Origin of the sequence: Streptomyces sp. NPDC090798 (assembly GCF_044768965.1) — a bacterium.
Lineage (GTDB): Bacteria > Actinomycetota > Actinomycetes > Streptomycetales > Streptomycetaceae > Streptomyces.
This window is the reverse complement of the sequence record NZ_JBIVXA010000001.1, coordinates 682,302-700,273: the sequence shown is the minus strand read 5'-3', so window position 1 is coordinate 700,273 and position 17,972 is coordinate 682,302. Positions and strand designations below refer to the sequence as shown.

The following is a 17,972-nucleotide window of genomic DNA, read 5'->3' as shown; positions in this document are numbered from 1 at the left end:
CGCATCAATGGAACCGCTAGTTCCGACGGACCGTCAGAAACGCCGCCGCTGGCGTCCCGCACCCCGCTCGCGGACGGTCCGTGTACACATCTCTCCGCACCCGCACCGGCGTTCACCGGTGACGCGTCCGTGTGCCCGGCCCCGGCCTCTGAGCAGACGGTTCCGTCCCTCCATCCCCACATGGCAATTCCCCCACAAGGGAAGGGAACCCGATGAGACGCAAGCAATTCGGAATCGCCGCGGCGTTAGCCGCCGGCACCCTCGCCGCGACCGGCCTGGCTCTCGCGCCGACCGCCGCGGCCGTCACCCCGCTCACCGCGACCATCAACGCGACCTGCACGATCGGCGGCGGTGGCGCGGCCACCCTCACCGCCACCCAGGACGGCACGGCCGCGACCATCACCCTCAGCTCCACCTCGATCACCGCGCCGATCGCGCTGGCGCAGGACTCCATCGCCTCCACCTTGACCATGGCGAAGTCCGGCGGCGGATCCGTCGCGTTCACCGGCACGAAGAATCCCGCCATCCCGCTGGGCGGCGGGGTCACGGTGGGCCCGCTCAGCGGCACCGTCGCCTCCGGCGACAGCCTCGACGCGTACGGTGGTTCGCTGAAGATGGTCGTCTTCGGCATCACCATCACGTGCACCGCGAGCGCGGCGCAGGCGCCGGGCCCGTTCGTCTTCAGCTGAGCCCCGCCACAGCGCATCCGTGAAGACCGGTGTCGTCTGCGCGCGGCGGCACCGGTCCTCGTACTGCCTGAACAAATACCTGAACAAATGCCTGAACAACCGCCTGGCGACATTCAACTGGCCTACAGGGGTGTCCAGTTGGTGATATTGACACAACCTGATGGCCCATCAGTCGCCGTCCGGGGCCTCCATTGACTTCTCACACAACCCGCACATCAATGGCCCCCTGTCGGCGCAGACGAGCCGCTGCGCCCGCATCCCTCAGGAGGGGGCACATGGCAACGCACAGGGGAACCAGGGGTTCGCACGCCCGAAGACGCCGCTGGGCGGCACTGCTCGGGGTGACCGCGCTGGCGGTCACCGCGGGAGGAGCGCTGGCGGCCCCGGCGGGCGCCGCGGCCGCGGACTCCCAGAACGTGGACTTCGCCACGCACTGCATCCCGCCGGCGATCGCGGGCATCCCGCCGATCGACGGCACCACCACCGCGATCATCACGGTGGACAACCCCAGTCCCAAGGTCGGTGACACCGTCACCGTGACGTACAGGGTGGTCACGCCCGCCGCGAACAACCCGACCGCCCTCGCCCTGCCCGCCGACATCATGACGCCCACCGGCAAGGTCGCCCTCGGCGGCGCGCAGACGGGAGACGTCACGGTCGCGGGCCCCAGGAAGAACGACCCGGTGGCGGGCAACGCGCCCTTCCCGGGGTTCAGCATGACGGGCACCTTCACCGTCACCAGCCCGGGCGCCATCACCCTCGCGCCCGGCGACTACAACATCCACACCAGCTACATCCTGGAACTGGACACCCCCTGCACGGTCACCAACCCGCCCGCCCCGGTCTCCGGGACGATCACCGCGACGGACGGAACCCAGACCAACAACCGTGCCATCTCGCTCGGTTCCGCCTCCGGGAAGCCCGGTGACAGCGTGACCGTCACCGGCAGCAACTTCACCCCGGGCGCGAGCGTCACCCTCGCCGGACGGTCGGGGACCACCCAGACCGCCGACACCGCCACCACGACCGCCGACGCACAGGGCTCCATCAGCGGCACGCTGGCCGTCAACGACAGGACGACGACCGGTGTGGTGGCGTACGAGGGCGCGAGCTGGAGCGACACCAAGGGAGCGGGGCCGGCGGCGTACGTGGTCGTCGACGACACCCCGATCCCCGCGGGCTCCCAGAAGCTCACCACCACGGTGAAGGCGGGAACCCTGTCGATGTCCCAGGCCGGGGACGCCGTCCAGCTGTCGGCGGTGGACTTCGGCAAGGGCGGGGCCTCGACCGGGGCCCTGCGGACGGTGACCGTCAAGGACTTCCGCGGCGGACCCGCGGGCTGGTCCCTGACCGGCAAGGTCACCGACTTCACCGGTCCCGGCGCCAAGATCGACGCCGGGAAGCTGAGCTGGACCCCCGCCTGCGCGACCAAGGCGGGCAGCCCGAGCACCTGCCAGGCCGGTTCGTCCGGCGCGGTGGGCGGTGCGGGAGCGACGCTGGCGTCCACCCCCAACGGAGCACTCACCGGTGGTGAGTTCACCGTCGACGCCGGGCTGTCGCTGGACGTACCGGCGTTCACCCCGCCGGGTTCCTACTCCGGCGTGCTCACGCTGACGCTCACCTGACCCACCCCTCCGCACCCCGGTGGCCGGGCGCGCACCCGCCCGTCCGCCCAGGGTCTGTCCACCCACGTCCGCGGGGGTCCGCACCCATGCGCAAGCTGTACGTCCTCATCCTGTCCGTATTCCTTCTCGCGCTCGCCACGCCCGCCTCGTACGCCGCCGACAACGGCAGCTGGTCCGTCTACCCCGTCTCCACGCAGATCGCGGCCCGCCCGTACTTCTATCTCTCCGCCGACCCCGGACAGACCCTCCGGGACAAGGTCACCGTCGCCAACAAGACCGGCGCCCCGCTGACCTTCCGGCTGTACGCCGCCGACGCGTACAACACCGCGCGCGACGGCGGGTTCGCGGTGCGGACGGTGAAGGAGAAACAGCTCGGGGTCGGCGCGTGGGCGCACCCCGCCCGCTCCCGGGTGACGGTGCCCGCGCACGGTTCGGTGACCGTGCCGTTCACCCTCCGGGTGCCCGAGAAGGCCGAACCCGGCGACCATCCGGGCGCTCTGGTCGCACTCGACGAGCGCCTCGAGCGCTCAGACGCGGCGACGTCCGCGGTGGCGGTGCAACGGGCGGTCGGCGCCCGGATCTACCTCCGGGTCGGCGGACCCACCGTCCCCGCCCTCGCCGTCGAGAAGGTCCGCATCAGCCACCACCAGCCGCTGGTCCCCGGCCTCGGCGAGAGCGGCGCCACCATCTCGTACACCCTCCACAACACCGGGAACGTCACCCTGAACCCGAAGGTGCGGCTCAGGGCCGAGGGCCTTTTCGGGCGCACGTTGCTGTCCCGGGGGCTCACGAAGATCCCCTCGGAGCTGCTGCCGGGGCAACGGGTCCGGCTGACCGAGCCGTGGCACGGGGCGCCCCAACTCGACTGGGGCCACGTGACGTTGACGGCCAGCGCGCCCGGCACCCGGGAGTCGGCGAGCACGTCGTTCTTCGCGCTGCCGTGGCTGATGGCAGCGGTGGTGGGCGTGGGGATCATCGCCGCCGTGGTGGTGATCAGGGCGCGCAGGGGCGGCAGCGGCCCGTGGCCGCTCACAGCGCGCGGGAGCGGTACCCGACCGTGGTGGCTCAGAGCGCGTCGGGGCCGCGCTCGCCCGTCCGTACCCGTACGACCGTCTCGACCGGTACGGCCCACACCTTCCCGTCGCCGATCTTCCCCGTCTGTGCGGCGTTGACGATCGCGTCGATCGCGGCCTCCGAGTCCGCGTCCTCGACGACGACCTCGATACGGACCTTGGGGACCAGGTCCACCTGGTACTCCGCGCCGCGGTAGACCTCCGTGTGGCCGCGCTGGCGCCCGTAACCACTGGCCTCGGAGACGGTCAGCCCGTGCACGCCGAGCTCCTGCAGAGCGGTCTTGACCTCGTCGAGACGGTACGGCTTGACGATGGCGGTGATGAGCTTCATGCCTGGGCCTTGGCCTTCTGAGCGGTGGGGAGGGATGAGGAGACCGGGGCGCCGTGGCCCAGGACCCCGTGATCGTAAGCGGTCTCGGCATGCACCGTAAGGTCCAGGCCGGTGTGCTCGTGCTCCTCGTCCGCCCGCAGCCCCATGACCCGGTCGAGCACCTTCCCGATGCCGTACGTGACGGTGAAGGCGTACGCCCCCACGGCCACGACCGCCACCAGCTGCTTGCCGAGCTGCCCGAAGCCACCGCCGTACAGCAGCCCCTCGGCACCACCCGTCATCGTCGCGTCGGCGAAGACACCGATGAGGAGCGTGCCGATGATGCCGCCGACCAGGTGAACGCCGACGACGTCCAGCGAGTCGTCGTAGTTCAGTTTGAACTTCCAGCCCACGGCGTACGAGCAGACGACACCGGCGGCGAGACCGACGACCAGCGCGCCCAGCAGCGAGACGGACCCGCAGGACGGGGTGATGGCCACCAGGCCCGCGACCGCGCCGGAGGCGGCGCCGAGGGTGGTGGGGTGGCCGTCGCGCTTCTGCTCGACGAACAGCCAGCCGAGCAGACCGGTGCAGCCGGCGGCGAGGGTGTTGAGGAAGGCGGCGGCGGCGAGTCCGTTGGCGCCCAGCGCGGACCCGGCGTTGAAGCCGAACCAGCCGAACCACAGCAATCCCGCGCCCAGCATCACCATCGGCAGGTTGTGCGGCCGCATGGCGTCCTTCTTGAAGCCGAGACGGGGGCCGAGGACGAGACAGAGAGCCAGGCCGGAGGCGCCGGAGGTGATCTCGACCGGCAGCCCGCCCGCGAAGTCCAGCGCCCCCAGCTTCGCCAGGACCCAGCCCCCCGGTCCCCACACCCAGTGCGCGACGGGAACGTATACGAGCAGCGCCCAGACCGGCACGAACACCAGCCACGCCGCGAACTTCGCCCGGTCGGCGATCGCCCCGCTGACCAGCGCGGCGGTGATGATCGCGAAGGTGAGCTGGAAGGTGGCGAAGAGAAGGGTGGGCACGGTCCCGTGCACACTGTCCGGCCCGATACCGCCCATCCCCGCGTGCTTCAGGCCGCCGACGAGCCCCCCGAAGGCGTCGTCCCCGAAGGCGAGCGAGTACCCGACCGCCAGCCACACCACCGTGACCAGGGCGATCGACACGAAGCTCATCATCAGCATGTTGAGGACGCTCTTCGTGCGGACCATGCCGCCGTAGAAGAGGGCCAGGCCCGGGGTCATCAGGAGAACGAGGGCGGTGGCGGCGAGCAGCCAGGCGGTGTCGCCGCTGTCGAGGCGGGCGGCGGCAGCCAGGTGCACGGTGTCGACGGTACGCACGGTCTCCACGAACTCCACGGACGGCTCTCCTCGGTTCTCCCGGGTGCGGGGGCGTCGTCAGAGAGTCACGGGCTCGCGTTTCCGGTTGTGCACGTGTGCGTTTCCGGCGTGTTTCGTATTGCGTGGGGGTTTCCGAAACCTCACAGGGCGGCGCGGGAGCGGTCAAAGGCATATGGCGTACGGCGCGGGCCTGTGGATCAGGGACAATGGGCGCCATGAGCGTTCGTACCCAGTCATCCGAGCCGTCCGATTCGTCGGGGGCTCCCCACCGCGCCGGCTTCGCCTGCTTCGTGGGCCGCCCCAACGCGGGCAAGTCCACCCTCACGAATGCTCTGGTCGGCCAGAAGGTGGCGATCACCGCGAACCAGCCGCAGACCACGCGGCACACGGTACGGGGCATCGTGCACCGCCCGGACGCCCAGCTGATCCTGGTCGACACCCCCGGTCTGCACAAGCCGCGCACGCTGCTGGGCGAGCGCCTGAACGACATCGTGCGCACGACGTGGGCCGAGGTCGACGTCATCGGCTTCTGCCTCCCCGCGAACGAGAAGCTCGGGCCGGGTGACCGTTTCATCGCGAAGGAACTGGCGTCCATCAAGAAGACGCCGAAGATCGCGATCGTCACGAAGACCGACCTCGTCGACAGCAAGACGCTCGCCGAGCAGCTCATCGCGATCGATCAGCTCGGGCGGGAGCTGGGGTTCGAGTGGGCGGAGATCGTGCCGGTGTCGGCGGTCGGCGACAAGCAGGTGGACCTGCTGGCCGACCTGATCGTCCCGCTCCTTCCCGAGGGCCCGGCCCTCTACCCGGAGGGTGACCTCACCGACGAGCCCGAGCAGGTCATGATCGCGGAGCTCATCCGCGAGGCGGCGCTGGAGGGTGTGCGCGACGAGCTCCCCCACTCCATCGCCGTCGTCGTCGAGGAGATGCTCCCCCGCGAGGACCGCCCCGCCGACAAGCCCCTCCTCGACATCCACGCCTTCGTCTACATCGAGCGCCCGAGCCAGAAGGGCATCATCATCGGCCCCAAGGGCAAGCGGCTGAAGGAGGTCGGCATCAAGTCCCGCAAGCAGATCGAGGCGCTGCTGGGTACGCCGGTCTTCCTCGACCTCCATGTGAAGGTCGCGAAGGACTGGCAACGGGACCCGCGCCAACTCCGCAAACTCGGCTTCTGAGGGCTACGCCCCGAGCCCCCGCCCGCATTCGCTTGTCTGCGGATGAGCGGGGGCTGCGCGCGCAGTTCCCCGCGCCCCTGGGGGCGGGGCTTCGCCGGGGTTTGGGGGCGGAGTCCCCGCCCAGGGGCGCGGGGAACTGCGCGATCAGCCCCCACCGGCCCGCAGCCGAACGAACCCGGCCGGGGGTCTGGGGGCGGAGCCCCCAGGTTGAGGATGGGACGGGTAGGGGCGGCGGGGGCGAGGAAAACGGGGTCAGCCGGCCGGCGTCGTCAGGTGGACGGTGCCGTCGGGGCCCGCCAGCAGCACCGGCGTCGCCGGCCCGCCGAGGTCCCGAACCGCCGCCCGGTCCTCCGAAGACACCTCCCCCGCCTCGGACACCACCGCCGCCGCCTCAAGAGACTTCGCCCCGGACGCCACCGCCATCGCCACCGCGGTACGCAACGCGCTCAACCGCAGCGAGGCCAGATCCACCGTCCCCGCGACATACGTACGGCCCGTCTCATCACGTACGGCCGCCCCCTCCGGCACCCCGTTGCGCGCCCGCGCGGAACGGGCCAGGGTGACGATCTTGCGGTCCTCGGGGTCAAGCGCGCTGCTGTCGGTCATGTTCAGAGCATACGAAGGGATCGAGAGGCGCCACGCACACCCCTACCCACACCCGCCCAGCGACACAGGCCCTAACCGGCCACCGGATACATCGAGCCCCGTCGGCCCTCGGGCGAGGCCAGCCACTCCAGCTTCGCCGCCGTGTTCGCCTCCGGCAGCGGCGTGTGCAGCACGATCGTGAGGTCGGGCCGCGCCGGCACCTTCATCGCGGTGGACTCGACGGCGAGCAGCCCGACGAGCGGGTGGTCGAGCTCCTTGCGGATCTGCCCGGCGTCCTCGATGTCCCGCTCCTCCCACAGCGCCGCGAACTCCGGTGAGGCGGCCCGGAGTTGGTCCAGTACCTCCTGGTACCCCTCGTCGTCCGGCGCCGCCGCGCACGACGCGCGGAACTGGGCGACGACCGTGCGCGCGTTCTTCTCCCAGGTCCGGGACTGCCCCCGGTACAGCGGGTCGGTGAAGAAGTCGACGACACAGTTCTGCGTGTTGTCGGGCCGCATACCGAGGACCATCCCGGCGGCGTCGTTGTACATGACGCAGTTGTAGTAGGAGTCCATGATGTGCGCCGGATACGGCATCCACGTGTCGATCAGCCGCCGCAGCCCGTCACACATGTCCCGGACCTCGGGCGCGACCTCCGGCGCGGGCGGGTTCAGCCCGGCGAGCAGGTACAGATGGCGTCGTTCGGCGTTGCTGAGCCGCAGGACGCGGGCGACCGCGTCGAGTACCTGGGGCGAGACGGAGATGTCCCGCCCCTGCTCCAGCCACTGGTACCAGGACGCGCCGACGCCCGCGAGCACGGCGACCTCCTCGCGGCGCAGCCCGGGCGTGCGGCGGCGGGCCCCGCCGTCCGGCAGACCGGCCTGGGCCGGTGACACCCTCGCCCGGCGGCTCATCAGGAAGTCCCGCAGCTCACGCCGTCGTTGGGTCCTGAGCACGTCCTCCGTCACGTGTGAATCCCCCTGTTGGTGACTGGTGGTGCGACCACCAGCATAAGTTCCCGCTCCCCACGGATATTCCGACGGCCGCACGCTCTTGCCATGGCGATCGACACCACCGAAACCACATCCGCTTCCCCAGCTGTCCACTCCCCGACTGTCCACTCCCCGCTCGGCACCCGGCTGTCGACCCGCGACAAACTCGTCCTCTTCGTGCTGTGCGCCGCTCAGTTCATGGTCGCGCTCGACTTCTCCGTACTGAACGTGGCGCTGCCCTTGCTCGGCAAGGACCTGGGCATGAGCCAGTCCGCGCTGCAGTGGGCGGTGACCGCCTTCGCCCTGCCGTCCGGCGGCTTCCTGCTCCTCTTCGGCCGCATCGGTGACCTGTACGGCCGCCGCAGGCTCTTCCTGACCGGCCTCGCCCTCTTCGGTACGGCCTCGCTGCTGGCGACCTTCGCCTGGGACCCGGCGTCGTTCCTGACGGGCCGGGCGTTGCAGGGCCTCGCCGCGGCGGCGATCGTGCCGACGGGCATGTCGCTGCTGACGACGACGTTCCCCGAGGGCCCGGCGCGCGACCGTGCGCTCGGCATCTCCGGCACGCTCCTCTCCCTCGGCTTCACGGTCGGCATGGTGGCCGGCGGCGTCCTGACCGACGTACTGAGCTGGCGCTCGACGATGGGCCTGCTGTCGGTCTTCGCGCTGATCGTGCTGCCGCTGGCCCCGGGCCTGCTGCCCGAGTCCCTCCCCCATAGCCTCAAGGGCATGGGAGGTACCCCCATCCCCGACCGCCCGCGCCTGGACATCCCCGGCGCGATCACCGTCACCGGCGGCCTGCTGGCCCTGATCTACGCCCTGTCGACGGCCGCCGAGCGCGGTTTCGGCGGCACCGACGTCATCGTGAGCCTCGCCGCGGGTGTGCTCCTGCTCGCCGCCTTCGTGTTCGTCGAGTCCCGCGCCCACGCCCCGCTCGTCAGCCTCCCCATGCTGCGCCGTCGCACGGTGGCGTGGGGCAACCTGGGCGGTCTGGTCACCTTCTCGATGATGTCGACGGTCGTCTTCGTGCTGACGCTGTACCTGCAGGAGACGCTCGGTCTGTCCGCGTTCGAGACGGGGCTGGTCTTCGGGGTCCAGGGCGTCATGTCGGCGGTCGGCGGGGTGTACGCGCCGAAGGTCATCGGCCGCTTCGGCGCCCGCCGTACGCTGGTCGGCTCGCTCGCCGGTCAGGGCCTGTTCGTGGCGGGGCTGGTGCTGCTGAACGCCCACACCTGGTCGGTCTGGCTCGCCACCGCCGCGGTCTCGCTGGCCAGCATGTGCCACCTGGGCGCGATCATCTCGTACGGCCTGACCGTGACCTCGGGCGTTCCCGACGAGGAGCAGGGGCTGGCCACGGGCCTGGTGACCTCCACCCAGCAGGTCGGCATCACGGTCGGCATCCCGCTGCTGGGTGTCCTGGCGACGACGTCGAGCGACCTGCTGGCCGGTGTCCACACGGTCCTCGCCCTGGACGCGGCGATCGTCCTGGCGGCGGCGGTGCTGGTCGCGACCGGACTGGGCCGCGACCGCTCACGCCCGGTCGAGGCGGAGGCGCTCGGCCTTCGGTAGACCGGCGACGACGAGATCGTACGAGTCCTCGACGAGCTCCCGGACCAGACGGTCCGGGAGCTCGCCGTCGACCCTCACCGTGTTCCAGTGCCGCTTGTTCATGTGATAGCCCGGGACGATCAGCCCCGGGTGCTCGCCGCGCAGCCGGACCGCGTCCTCCGGATCGCACTTGAGGTTGACCGTGAGCGGGCGCGCGTCCAGCCGTGTCAGCGCGAAGAACTTGCCCTGTACCTTGAAGACGGAGATGTCCGGGGCGAAGGGGAAGTCCTCGACGGTCGCGTTGAAGGACAGACAGAACGTACGCAACTGCTGCGGTTTCACTCCCACGTCTCCTTCGCCCACGTCTCCTTCGCCCACATCTGCTTCTCCGACGGCATCACTCGGACTTCTTCTCCTCCTCGGACAGCTCCGGCTCCACCGGACCGACCGGCTCGACGAGCACCGTGACGATCTTGTTCCGACGCCCGGCGGCAGCCTCCGCCGTCAGCCGCAGCTCGCGCCCGTCGGGCAGCTCGACCGCCGAGGAGGCGCCGGCGATCGGAACCCGCCCGAGTGCCTTCGCCAGCAGTCCGCCGACCGTCTCCACGTCCTCGTCGTCGTACGCCTCGAAGCCGTACAGCTCGCCGAGGTCGCCGATGTCGAGACGGGCGGTCACCCGGTAGCGGTCGTCACCGAGCTCCTGCACGGGCGGCAGCTCACGGTCGTACTCGTCGGTGATCTCCCCGACGATCTCCTCGAGGATGTCCTCGATGGTGACGATGCCGGCCGTGCCGCCGTACTCGTCGATGACGACGGCGACGTGGTTGCGCTCCTGCTGCATCTCGCGCAGCAGGTCGCCCGCGTTCTTGGTGTCGGGCACGAAGGTCGCGGGCCGCATGGCCGTGGACACGAGCTCGGACTCGGCGTCGCGGCTGATGTGCGTCTTGCGGGCCAGATCCTTCAGGTACACGATCCCGACGACGTCGTCCTCGCTCTCCCCCGTGACGGGGATGCGCGAGAAGCCGGACCTCAGCGCCAGGGTGAGGGCCTGACGGATGGTCTTGTACCGCTCGATGACGACGAGGTCGGTCCTCGGCACCATCACCTCTCGTACGAGGGTGTCGCCCAGCTCGAAGACGGAGTGCACCATGCGGCGCTCCTCGTCCTCGATCAGGGACTCCTTCTCGGCGAGGTCGACCAGCGCGCGCAGCTCGGCCTCGGAGGCGAACGGACCGCGCCTGAAGCCCTTGCCGGGCGTCAGCGCGTTGCCGATGAGGATGAGGAGGGGCGGGATCGGGCCCATGATCCGGGCCAGCGGCAGCAGGACGTACGAGGCCGCCGTCGCCGTGTTCAGCGGGTGCTGGCGGCCGATGGTGCGCGGCGAGACCCCCACGGCGACGTACGAGACGAGGACCATGACCCCGATGGCGACGACAAGGGCCTCCCAGGTCTCGTCGAACTCCTTCAGGCACGCGTACGTGACGAGCGCGGCGGCGGCCATCTCGCAGGCCACGCGCACCAGCAGGGCCACGTTCAGATAGCGGGTCGGATCGGCGGCCACCTGGGCGAGCTTGGCACTGCCGCGCCGCCCGGAGCGTACGGCCTCCTCCGCGCGAAAGCTGGAGACACGCGCGAGGCCCGCCTCCGCGCAGGCGGCCAGCCAGGCGACCACGACCAGGGCGATGGCGCCGATGACGAGCTGAGGACTCATGAATCGGTCGGGGCCGGCGAGGGGCCCGTCATCCCCTTCTCCGCGCGCCAGCCGTCCACGATGGCGGCCTGCAGACCGAACATCTCGGCCTTCTCGTCCGCCTCCTCGTGGTCGTAGCCGAGCAGGTGCAGCACTCCATGGACGGTGAGGAGGTGCAGTTCCTCGTCCATGGAGTGCTGCGTGGGAGCTTCCTTGCCCTGCCGCTCGGCGACCTCCGGGCAGAGCACGATGTCACCGAGGAGTCCCTGCGGGGGCTCGTCGTCGTCCTTGGACGGCGGCCGCAGCTCGTCCATGGGGAACGACATCACGTCGGTGGGCCCCGGAAGGTCCATCCACTGGATGTGGAGCTGTTCCATGGCGTCGGCGTCCACGACGATCACCGAGAGCTCGGAGAGCGGGTGGATGCGCATCCGCGCGAGTGCGTAGCGGGCGATGTCGAGGATCGCCTGCTCGTCGACCTCGGTTCCGGACTCGTTGTTGACGTCGATCGACATGGTGCTCGCTTGTCTACTTCCCCTTGTGGCCGGCTTTGCCGCGGCTCTGGTGGGAGCCGTTCTCGGTGCCGTTCTCGCTGTCGTACTTCTCGTACGCGTCGACGATACGGCCGACCAGCTTGTGCCGTACGACATCGTGGGACGTGAGCCGCGAGAAGTGGACGTCCTCGACGCCCTCCAGGATGTCCTGGACCTGGCGCAGGCCCGACTTCGTCCCGTTCGGGAGGTCGACCTGCGTCACGTCGCCCGTGATCACGATCTTCGACTCGAAGCCGAGGCGGGTGAGGAACATCTTCATCTGCTCGGGGCTCGTGTTCTGGGCCTCGTCCAGGATGATGAAGGCGTCGTTGAGGGTGCGACCACGCATGTAGGCGAGCGGCGCGACCTCGATCGTCCCCGCCGCCATGAGCCGCGGGATGGAATCGGGGTCGAGCATGTCGTGCAGCGCGTCGTAGAGGGGCCGCAGGTAGGGGTCGATCTTCTCGTAGAGCGTGCCGGGCAGGAAGCCGAGCCGCTCGCCCGCCTCCACCGCGGGGCGGGTGAGGATGATCCGGTTGACCTGCTTGGACTGGAGCGCCTGGACCGCCTTCGCCATGGCGAGGTACGTCTTGCCGGTGCCGGCGGGGCCGATGCCGAAGACGATGGTGTGCTTGTCGATGGCGTCGACGTACCGCTTCTGGTTGAGCGTCTTGGGTCGGATGGTGCGGCCGCGCGAGGACAGGATGTTCTGCGTGAGCACTTCGGCAGGGGTTTCCTGACCGTCGCCCTCCCCGTTCTCGCTCGCCCTGAGCATGGCGATCGAGCGTTCCACTGCGTCCTCCGTCATCGGCTGCCCCGTGCGGAGCACCAGCATCATCTCGTCGAACAGGCGCTGGACGAGAGCGACTTCACCGGCGTCGCCGACCGCACTGATCTCATTGCCCCGGACGTGGATGTCGGCCGCCGGGAAGGCCTTCTCGATCACGCGAAGCAGCGCGTCTCCGGAACCCAGCACGGTCACCATGGGGTGCTTGGCCGGGACGGTGAAATGCGCTCGTGCCTGCCCCGAAGCGGGGCTGTGAGCTGTGGGTGTCTGAGTCATGGGCCGGCTCTGTAGGCCTGCTTTTCCTCCTTGATCGGCACGCTTGCCACGGGGGCAGCCTTGCGGTTCCAAGGGTACGACGGTGGGGTGACAGTCCCGTAGGGCTTTTCGGCGCGGGTTCGGGGGCCCGGGGCGGGCCCCGCCCCGGGACGGGACGGGTAGGGGCGGCGGGGGCGACGCGCGTCAGGCCGACCGGCGGAAGCCGATGGTGGGGACCGCGCGCCGCAGCGGCCACGGGCGGGTCACCTCCGGGAGCAGGCTCTCCAGGAAGGCGTACCGGCGCAAGGCCGTCGGATCCTGGTCGTCGACCGACTGGACCCGGCGCCACCACGCCGCGATCTCGGCCCAGCCGGGCGCCGAGAGGGAGCCGCCGAACTCCTGGACGGAGAGCGCGGCGGTCAGCCCGGCGAAGGCGAGCCGGTCGGCGAGCGGCCAGTCGGCGAGGGTGCCCATCACGAACCCGGCGACGAAGACGTCACCGGCACCGGTGGGGTCGAGGGCCTCCACGGCGATCGCGGGAACCTCGGCGGTCTCCCCGGTACGGCCGTCCACGGCGTACGCGCCCTCGGCACCGAGGGTGACGACGGCCAGCGGAACGTGCTCGGTCAGCGCGTGCGCGGCGGCCCGCGGGGAGTCCGCCCCCGTGTACCGCATCGCCTCGTCCGCGTTCGGCAGGAACGCCTCGCAGTGCTCCAGGTCCGCGAGCCCGGCCAGGTCCCAGCGCCCGGTGTCGTCCCAGCCGACGTCCGCGAAGATCCGGGTGCCCGCACGCGCGGACTCGGCGATCCAGTGCGCGCGCGTGCCGGGCGTCAGCGAGGCGACGGCGGCACGCGCGCGGGGGGCGTGTTCCGGCGCCGGCTCCTCCGGCGGCGGCTCGTGCCCGTGGCTGACCATCGTCCGTTCGCCCTCGTACGCCATCGACACGGTGACCGGTGAGTGCCAGTCGCGAACGGTGCGCGACGGGGCGAGGTCGATGCCCTCGCCCTGTTCCAGGGCGTCCCAGCAGTACTCCCCGTAGTGGTCGTCCCCGAAGGCCGCCGCCAGGGAGGTCTTGAGGCCGAGGCGGGCGAGCGCGGTCGCCATGTTGGCGACGCCGCCGGGGCTCGACCCCATCCCGCGCGCCCAGGACTCGGTCCCGCGCACCGGGGCGGTGTCGAGCCCGGTGAAGATGATGTCGAGGAAGACGGTGCCGGTGAGGTAGACGTCCCAGGGCGGGTCCTGAGGGGTGCGCAGACCGGCGAGCGGGTCGACGTGAGCGTGACAGTACGGTCGCTCTCCGTTGGTCTCGATCACGGTGCGCTCCCTGACGTGGTGCGGATTCAGGCCAGTGTGCACCAAACGGCACACGACACGGCGCCGGTCGGGGCCGGAGCGGACCGATGAACGGCCGGGTGAAAACCTCGCGTCTACCCCACCCTCCTCCCCACAAACAGAACATGACCCGGATCACACCTCCCCGCCTACGTCGCACCCCCACCCGCTTGATACAAATTGCCCGCGCGTTCCTGTCCGTCGACAGCCGCCCAACCCCCCTTATCGAGCCGCTCTTTCGCATGCCCTGGGAACGCCCGTGTCCGCCCGCACCACCACGCCCTGGCCCCTCGTCGCCCTTTTCACGGCCGGGTACCTCGCCCCGTACCTGCTCCCGACCACCGTCGGCCGGCTGAGCGCGGGCCTCCCCCTCTCCGCCACCGAGGCCGGTTCCATCGGCAGTGCCCTGCTGCTGAGTTCGGCGACGGCGGGCTTCCTGCTCGCGTCCCGCGTGGACCGCCTCGGCCCCCGCGGGCTCGCCCGCGCCGGCCTGCTCCTGGCCGCCGCCGGCTACGGCACCGCCGCCCTCACGACGACCATCCCCCTGGTCGTCCTCGGCGCGATCGTCGGCGGCCTCGGTTCCGGCACGATCACCACCGTCGCCGCCACCGGGATCGCCGGCCAGCGCGACCCCCACCGCATCACCACTCTGGGCCTGCTGGGCGTCTCCGCCCTCGCCGGCGCGCTGTATCTGACGATCCCCCACCTGGGCCCGGGCCACGGCCACCCCCTCGCCGCGATCGCCGTCACCGCGCTGCTCGTACTGCCCACGACCCGCCGCCTCCCGACCGCCGGGACCCCCGAGACCTCCCACACCCCCGCCGCCCGTAGTCTTCGCGCCACCACCACCCCTCTCCCCCACCGCCGCGCCGGTCTCGTCCTCGCCGCCGCGATGCTCTGCTGGTCCCTCGCCCAGAATTCACTCTGGGGTGTCAGCGGCCGGATCGGTCTGCAGCAGGCGGGGTTGACGGAGGTGACCGTCGGCGCGGTCTTCGCGGTGGCGCTCGGCGCGGGGCTGCTCGGGGTGATCGGCGCGGGCGCACTCGGCCAGCGCCTTGGCCGTGCGCTGCCCATCGGCGCGGGCACGGCCCTGATCGCCGGATGCATCGCGCTGAGCGCGGCGGCCACCGACCTGACGTCCTTCGCGACGGGCGAGATCGCCTGGAACACGGTCTACCCGGTCGTGCTCTCCTACGTCATCGGCCTCGCCGCGTCCCTGGACCGGCGCGGCCGGTGGGCGGTCCTCGTGGGCTCCGCCTCCTCGCTCGGCACGGCGTGCGGCCCGCTGGCGGGCAGTCTGCTCTCCGCGCGGATGGGTTACCCGGGGATGGGTGTGATCCTGGCCCTCGGGCTGCTCCTGATCACCGCCCCGATGACGGCCGTGGCGCTGCGCACCCGGCGCGCCACCCCACTCCCGCAGGAGCACCCGATCGTGGACAACCCGGTCTTGGACAACCCGGTCTTGGACATCCCGGCCGTAGAGATCCCGGTCGTAGAGATCCCGCTGGACGTCGTTCCGGCGCCCCGGACGGCGTACGACACGGCAGGGCCCCGGCAGGCGACCGCGGTCGCGGCGGCCGGACCGGGGCCCGGAAGCAGGTAGTCCCGCCGCGGACTAGCCGAACTCGTACGCCTCGACCTCGGCGAGGTAGCGCGCCCTGCGCTCCTCGTCATGCTCCAGGAAGGACGCCACGAACGAGTTGCGCGCCAGTTCCCGCATCCGCTCCCGGTCCAGCCCCAGCGCCTCGTGCACGGCGTGGAAGGTGTCTCCGATGTACCCGCCGAAGTACGCGGGGTCGTCGGAGTTGACCGTGCACAGCAGCCCGGCGTCCAGCATCGCGGGCAGCGGGTGGTCCTCCAGGACGTCCACGGCGCGCAGCCGTACGTTCGACAGCGGGCAGAGCGTCAGCGGCACCCGGTCCCGTACGAGCCGCTCGACCAGCTCGGGGTCCTCCATACAGCGCAGCCCGTGGTCGATGCGCTCGACGCCGAGCACGTCCAGCGCCTCGGTGATGTACGCCGGTGGTCCCTCCTCGCCCGCGTGGGCGACGCGCCGCAGGCCGAGCGCGGCGGCGGCCTCGTAGACCTCGCGGAACTTGACCGGCGGGTGCCCGACCTCGGCGGAGTCGAGACCGATGCCGACGATCCGATCGAGATAGGGCTTCGCGGCCTCCAGGGTCGCGAGCGCCGACTCGGCGGACTCGTCGCGCAGGAAGCACATGATCAGCTGGGTGGAGACGCCGTGCGTCTCCTCGCTGCGGGAGAGCGCGCGGTGCAGCCCCTCGACGACCGTCCCCATGCCGACCCCCCGGGCGATGTGGGCCTGCGGGTCGAAGAAGATCTCCGCGTGCCGTACGCCCTGCGCGGCGGCCCGTGCGAGGTAGGCGTCGGCGAGGTCGGCGAAGTCCTGCTCGGTCCGCAGGACGGCCATGAGCTCGTAGTACAGGTTCAGGAACGACTGGAGGTCGTCGAAGAGATACGCCTTGCGCAGCTCCTCGGTGTCCGCGTACGGGAGCGTGACGCCGTTGCGCGCGGCGAGCTCGAAGGCCAGCTCGGGTTCGAGGGTGCCTTCGATGTGGAGGTGCAGTTCTGCTTTGGGGAGGGGCATCGAAATATCGTAAGGGTGTCTACCGACGATCTCGCGCGACGACGCCTCATCGACTCGTACGACGACGGCTCATCGCCGCTTCGGCACCGGGACCCGCACCAGGTCGTGCGCCACGGTCAGCTCCCCTTCGAACCCGGCGTCCCGGGCCTGCCGCTCGAACTCTCCCTCAGGCTCCGAGTACCGCTGGCTGAAGTGCGTGAGCACGAGATGCCGTACGCCCGCGTCCCGCGCCACCCGGCCCGCCTGACCGGCCGTCAGGTGACCGTGGTCGACGGCGAGTTGGTGATCCCCGTCCAGGAACGTCGACTCGATGACCAGGAGGTCGCAGTCCTCGGCGAGGGCGTCCACGCCCTCGCACAGTCGCGTGTCCATGACGAACGCGAACCGCTGTCCGCGCCGCACCTCGCTCACGTCGTCGAGCGAGACCCCGCCGAGCGCGCCCTCGCGCTGGATCCGCCCGACGTCCGGGCCCTTGATCCCGTGCTCCGCGAGCAGCTCGGGCAGCATCCGCCGGCCGTCCGGTTCGACCAGCCGGTAGCCGAAGGACTCCACGGGGTGGGAGAGCCTGCGGGCCTCCAGGGTGTAGGAGGGGGTGGTCGCGAGCACCCCGTCCGTCTCGACCGGTGCCTCGGTCAGCCCGACGGTCTCGCGGTAGGCCGTCGCGTACCGCAGCCGGTCGAAGAAGCGCTGCCCGGAGCGCGGGTAGTGCGCGGTCACCTCGTGCGGGACGCGGTCGAGGTTGATGCGCTGGATCACCCCGGCGAGGCCGAGTGAGTGGTCGCCGTGGAAGTGGGTGACGCAGATGCGGTGCAGGTCGTGCGCGGCGACCCCGGCCCGCAGCATCTGCCGCTGGGTGCCCTCACCGGGGTCGAAGAGCAGGCCCTGCCCGTCCCAGCGCAGCAGATAGCCGTTGTGGTTGCGGTGCCGGGTGGGGACCTGGCTGGCGGTGCCGAGGACCACCAGTTCACGTACGGACAAGGTCGGTTACCCCGGCGGCCACTGCATGCCGCGACCGCCCAGGAGGTGGGCGTGCGCGTGGAAGACGGTCTGGCCCGCGCCGCCGCCCGTGTTGAACACGATGCGGTAGCTCTCCAGCTTCTCCTCGGACGCCACCTCGCCGGCCTCGCGCAGCACGTCCGCGGCGATGGCGGGCTCGGCGGCGGCGAGGGAGGCCGCGTCCGGGTGGTGCACCTTGGGGATGACCAGGATGTGCGTGGGCGCCTGGGGGTTTATGTCGCGGAAGGCGACGGTCGTGTCGGTCTCCCGGACGACGTTCGCGGGAACGTGCCCCGCGACGATCTTGCAGAACAGACAGTCGTCCTGCGGCGCGCCGTCATCTTGTCGCCTCCGGGGCGCCTCGGCCGGCTGCGGCTCCTGCGTCATGCGTGTGCTCCTCACGCCGTGTGATCAGTACGCTCCGCATGCTA

18 protein-coding genes are annotated in these 17,972 nt (G+C 70.9%); 6 read left to right on the top strand and 12 right to left on the bottom strand.

Translation table 11 applies throughout. The features are described from left to right. The first annotated feature begins 212 nt into the window (after nucleotides 1–212). The 3 genes from ACIQTP_RS03195 (at nucleotide 213) to ACIQTP_RS03185 (ending at nucleotide 3,486) form a co-directional block, all read left to right on the top strand. Nucleotides 213–689 carry a hypothetical protein gene (locus ACIQTP_RS03195; protein ID WP_403395698.1) on the top strand — a complete coding sequence of 159 codons (477 nt, stop codon included), beginning with the start codon at nucleotides 213–215 and terminating at the stop codon, nucleotides 687–689. A gap of 275 nt (nucleotides 690–964) precedes the next feature. After that, entirely contained in the window at nucleotides 965–2,314 is a 1,350-nt protein-coding gene (locus ACIQTP_RS03190) for a beta-xylosidase (protein WP_403395696.1), read from the top strand. Nucleotides 2,315–2,400: 86 nt separating this feature from the next. Next, a complete protein-coding gene (locus tag ACIQTP_RS03185) occupies nucleotides 2,401–3,486 on the top strand; it encodes a WxL protein peptidoglycan domain-containing protein (RefSeq protein ID WP_403395693.1) in 1,086 nt (361 codons plus the stop codon). Here ACIQTP_RS03185 and ACIQTP_RS03180 read toward each other — a convergent pair. Both ACIQTP_RS03180 and ACIQTP_RS03175 read right to left on the bottom strand, forming a co-directional pair. Beyond that, a complete protein-coding gene (locus tag ACIQTP_RS03180) occupies nucleotides 3,380–3,718 on the bottom strand; it encodes a P-II family nitrogen regulator (protein WP_101405245.1) in 339 nt (112 codons plus the stop codon). The two genes, ACIQTP_RS03185 and ACIQTP_RS03180, sit on opposite strands and share 107 nt — an antisense overlap. Next, complete coding sequence (locus tag ACIQTP_RS03175; protein ID WP_403395690.1) at nucleotides 3,715–5,061, bottom strand: ammonium transporter; 1,347 nt, start codon at nucleotides 5,059–5,061, stop codon at nucleotides 3,715–3,717. The genes ACIQTP_RS03180 and ACIQTP_RS03175 overlap by 4 nt, the downstream gene beginning before the upstream one ends. A gap of 188 nt (nucleotides 5,062–5,249) precedes the next feature. On the opposite strand from ACIQTP_RS03175, the gene era reads away from it, so the two are divergent. Next, nucleotides 5,250–6,218 carry a GTPase Era gene (era, locus tag ACIQTP_RS03170; RefSeq protein WP_168508597.1) on the top strand — a complete coding sequence of 323 codons (969 nt, stop codon included), beginning with the start codon at nucleotides 5,250–5,252 and terminating at the stop codon, nucleotides 6,216–6,218. A 252-nt stretch (nucleotides 6,219–6,470) separates the two neighbouring features. On the opposite strand, the gene ACIQTP_RS03165 is transcribed toward era, so the two are convergent. Continuing rightward, a complete protein-coding gene (locus ACIQTP_RS03165; RefSeq protein ID WP_403395688.1) occupies nucleotides 6,471–6,824 on the bottom strand; it encodes a cytidine deaminase in 354 nt (117 codons plus the stop codon). A gap of 71 nt (nucleotides 6,825–6,895) precedes the next feature. Further along, the gene (locus tag ACIQTP_RS03160) at nucleotides 6,896–7,717 is read right to left on the bottom strand and encodes a helix-turn-helix transcriptional regulator (protein WP_403396081.1); all 822 of its coding nucleotides are present in this window, start codon (nucleotides 7,715–7,717) and stop codon (nucleotides 6,896–6,898) included. Nucleotides 7,718–7,861: 144 nt separating this feature from the next. On the opposite strand from ACIQTP_RS03160, the gene ACIQTP_RS03155 reads away from it, so the two are divergent. After that, nucleotides 7,862–9,361, top strand: coding sequence for an MFS transporter (locus ACIQTP_RS03155; RefSeq protein ID WP_403395685.1), 1,500 nt, complete (start codon nucleotides 7,862–7,864; stop codon nucleotides 9,359–9,361). Here the strand turns inward: ACIQTP_RS03155 and ACIQTP_RS03150 are convergent. From ACIQTP_RS03150 to ACIQTP_RS03130, 5 genes are all read right to left on the bottom strand, one after another. Then, nucleotides 9,323–9,682 carry an MmcQ/YjbR family DNA-binding protein gene (locus ACIQTP_RS03150; RefSeq protein ID WP_403396080.1) on the bottom strand — a complete coding sequence of 120 codons (360 nt, stop codon included), beginning with the start codon at nucleotides 9,680–9,682 and terminating at the stop codon, nucleotides 9,323–9,325. The genes ACIQTP_RS03155 and ACIQTP_RS03150 overlap by 39 nt on opposite strands. 55 nt (nucleotides 9,683–9,737) lie before the next feature. After that, nucleotides 9,738–11,051, bottom strand: a complete 1,314-nt coding sequence (locus tag ACIQTP_RS03145) for a hemolysin family protein (protein ID WP_403395683.1) — start codon at nucleotides 11,049–11,051, stop codon at nucleotides 9,738–9,740. Then, nucleotides 11,048–11,545, bottom strand: coding sequence for an rRNA maturation RNase YbeY (ybeY, locus tag ACIQTP_RS03140; RefSeq protein ID WP_403395680.1), 498 nt, complete (start codon nucleotides 11,543–11,545; stop codon nucleotides 11,048–11,050). Before ybeY ends, ACIQTP_RS03145 begins: the two co-directional genes overlap by 4 nt. 13 nt (nucleotides 11,546–11,558) lie before the next feature. Continuing rightward, entirely contained in the window at nucleotides 11,559–12,626 is a 1,068-nt protein-coding gene (locus ACIQTP_RS03135; protein ID WP_402036271.1) for a PhoH family protein, read from the bottom strand. Nucleotides 12,627–12,809: 183 nt separating this feature from the next. Further along, a complete protein-coding gene (locus tag ACIQTP_RS03130; RefSeq protein WP_403395677.1) occupies nucleotides 12,810–13,919 on the bottom strand; it encodes a carbohydrate kinase family protein in 1,110 nt (369 codons plus the stop codon). Nucleotides 13,920–14,196: 277 nt separating this feature from the next. On the opposite strand from ACIQTP_RS03130, the gene ACIQTP_RS03125 reads away from it, so the two are divergent. After that, complete coding sequence (locus tag ACIQTP_RS03125) at nucleotides 14,197–15,540, top strand: MFS transporter (protein WP_403395674.1); 1,344 nt, start codon at nucleotides 14,197–14,199, stop codon at nucleotides 15,538–15,540. 12 nt (nucleotides 15,541–15,552) lie between these two features. On the opposite strand, the gene ACIQTP_RS03120 is transcribed toward ACIQTP_RS03125, so the two are convergent. From ACIQTP_RS03120 to ACIQTP_RS03110, 3 genes are all read right to left on the bottom strand, one after another. Further along, entirely contained in the window at nucleotides 15,553–16,545 is a 993-nt protein-coding gene (locus ACIQTP_RS03120) for an adenosine deaminase (RefSeq protein ID WP_402036266.1), read from the bottom strand. A gap of 69 nt (nucleotides 16,546–16,614) precedes the next feature. Then, the gene (locus ACIQTP_RS03115) at nucleotides 16,615–17,523 is read right to left on the bottom strand and encodes a ribonuclease Z (RefSeq protein ID WP_403395672.1); all 909 of its coding nucleotides are present in this window, start codon (nucleotides 17,521–17,523) and stop codon (nucleotides 16,615–16,617) included. A 6-nt stretch (nucleotides 17,524–17,529) separates the two neighbouring features. After that, on the bottom strand, nucleotides 17,530–17,928 hold the full coding sequence (locus tag ACIQTP_RS03110; RefSeq protein WP_403395670.1) for a histidine triad nucleotide-binding protein: 399 nt from the start codon (nucleotides 17,926–17,928) through the stop codon (nucleotides 17,530–17,532). Nucleotides 17,929–17,972: the final 44 nt, after the last annotated feature.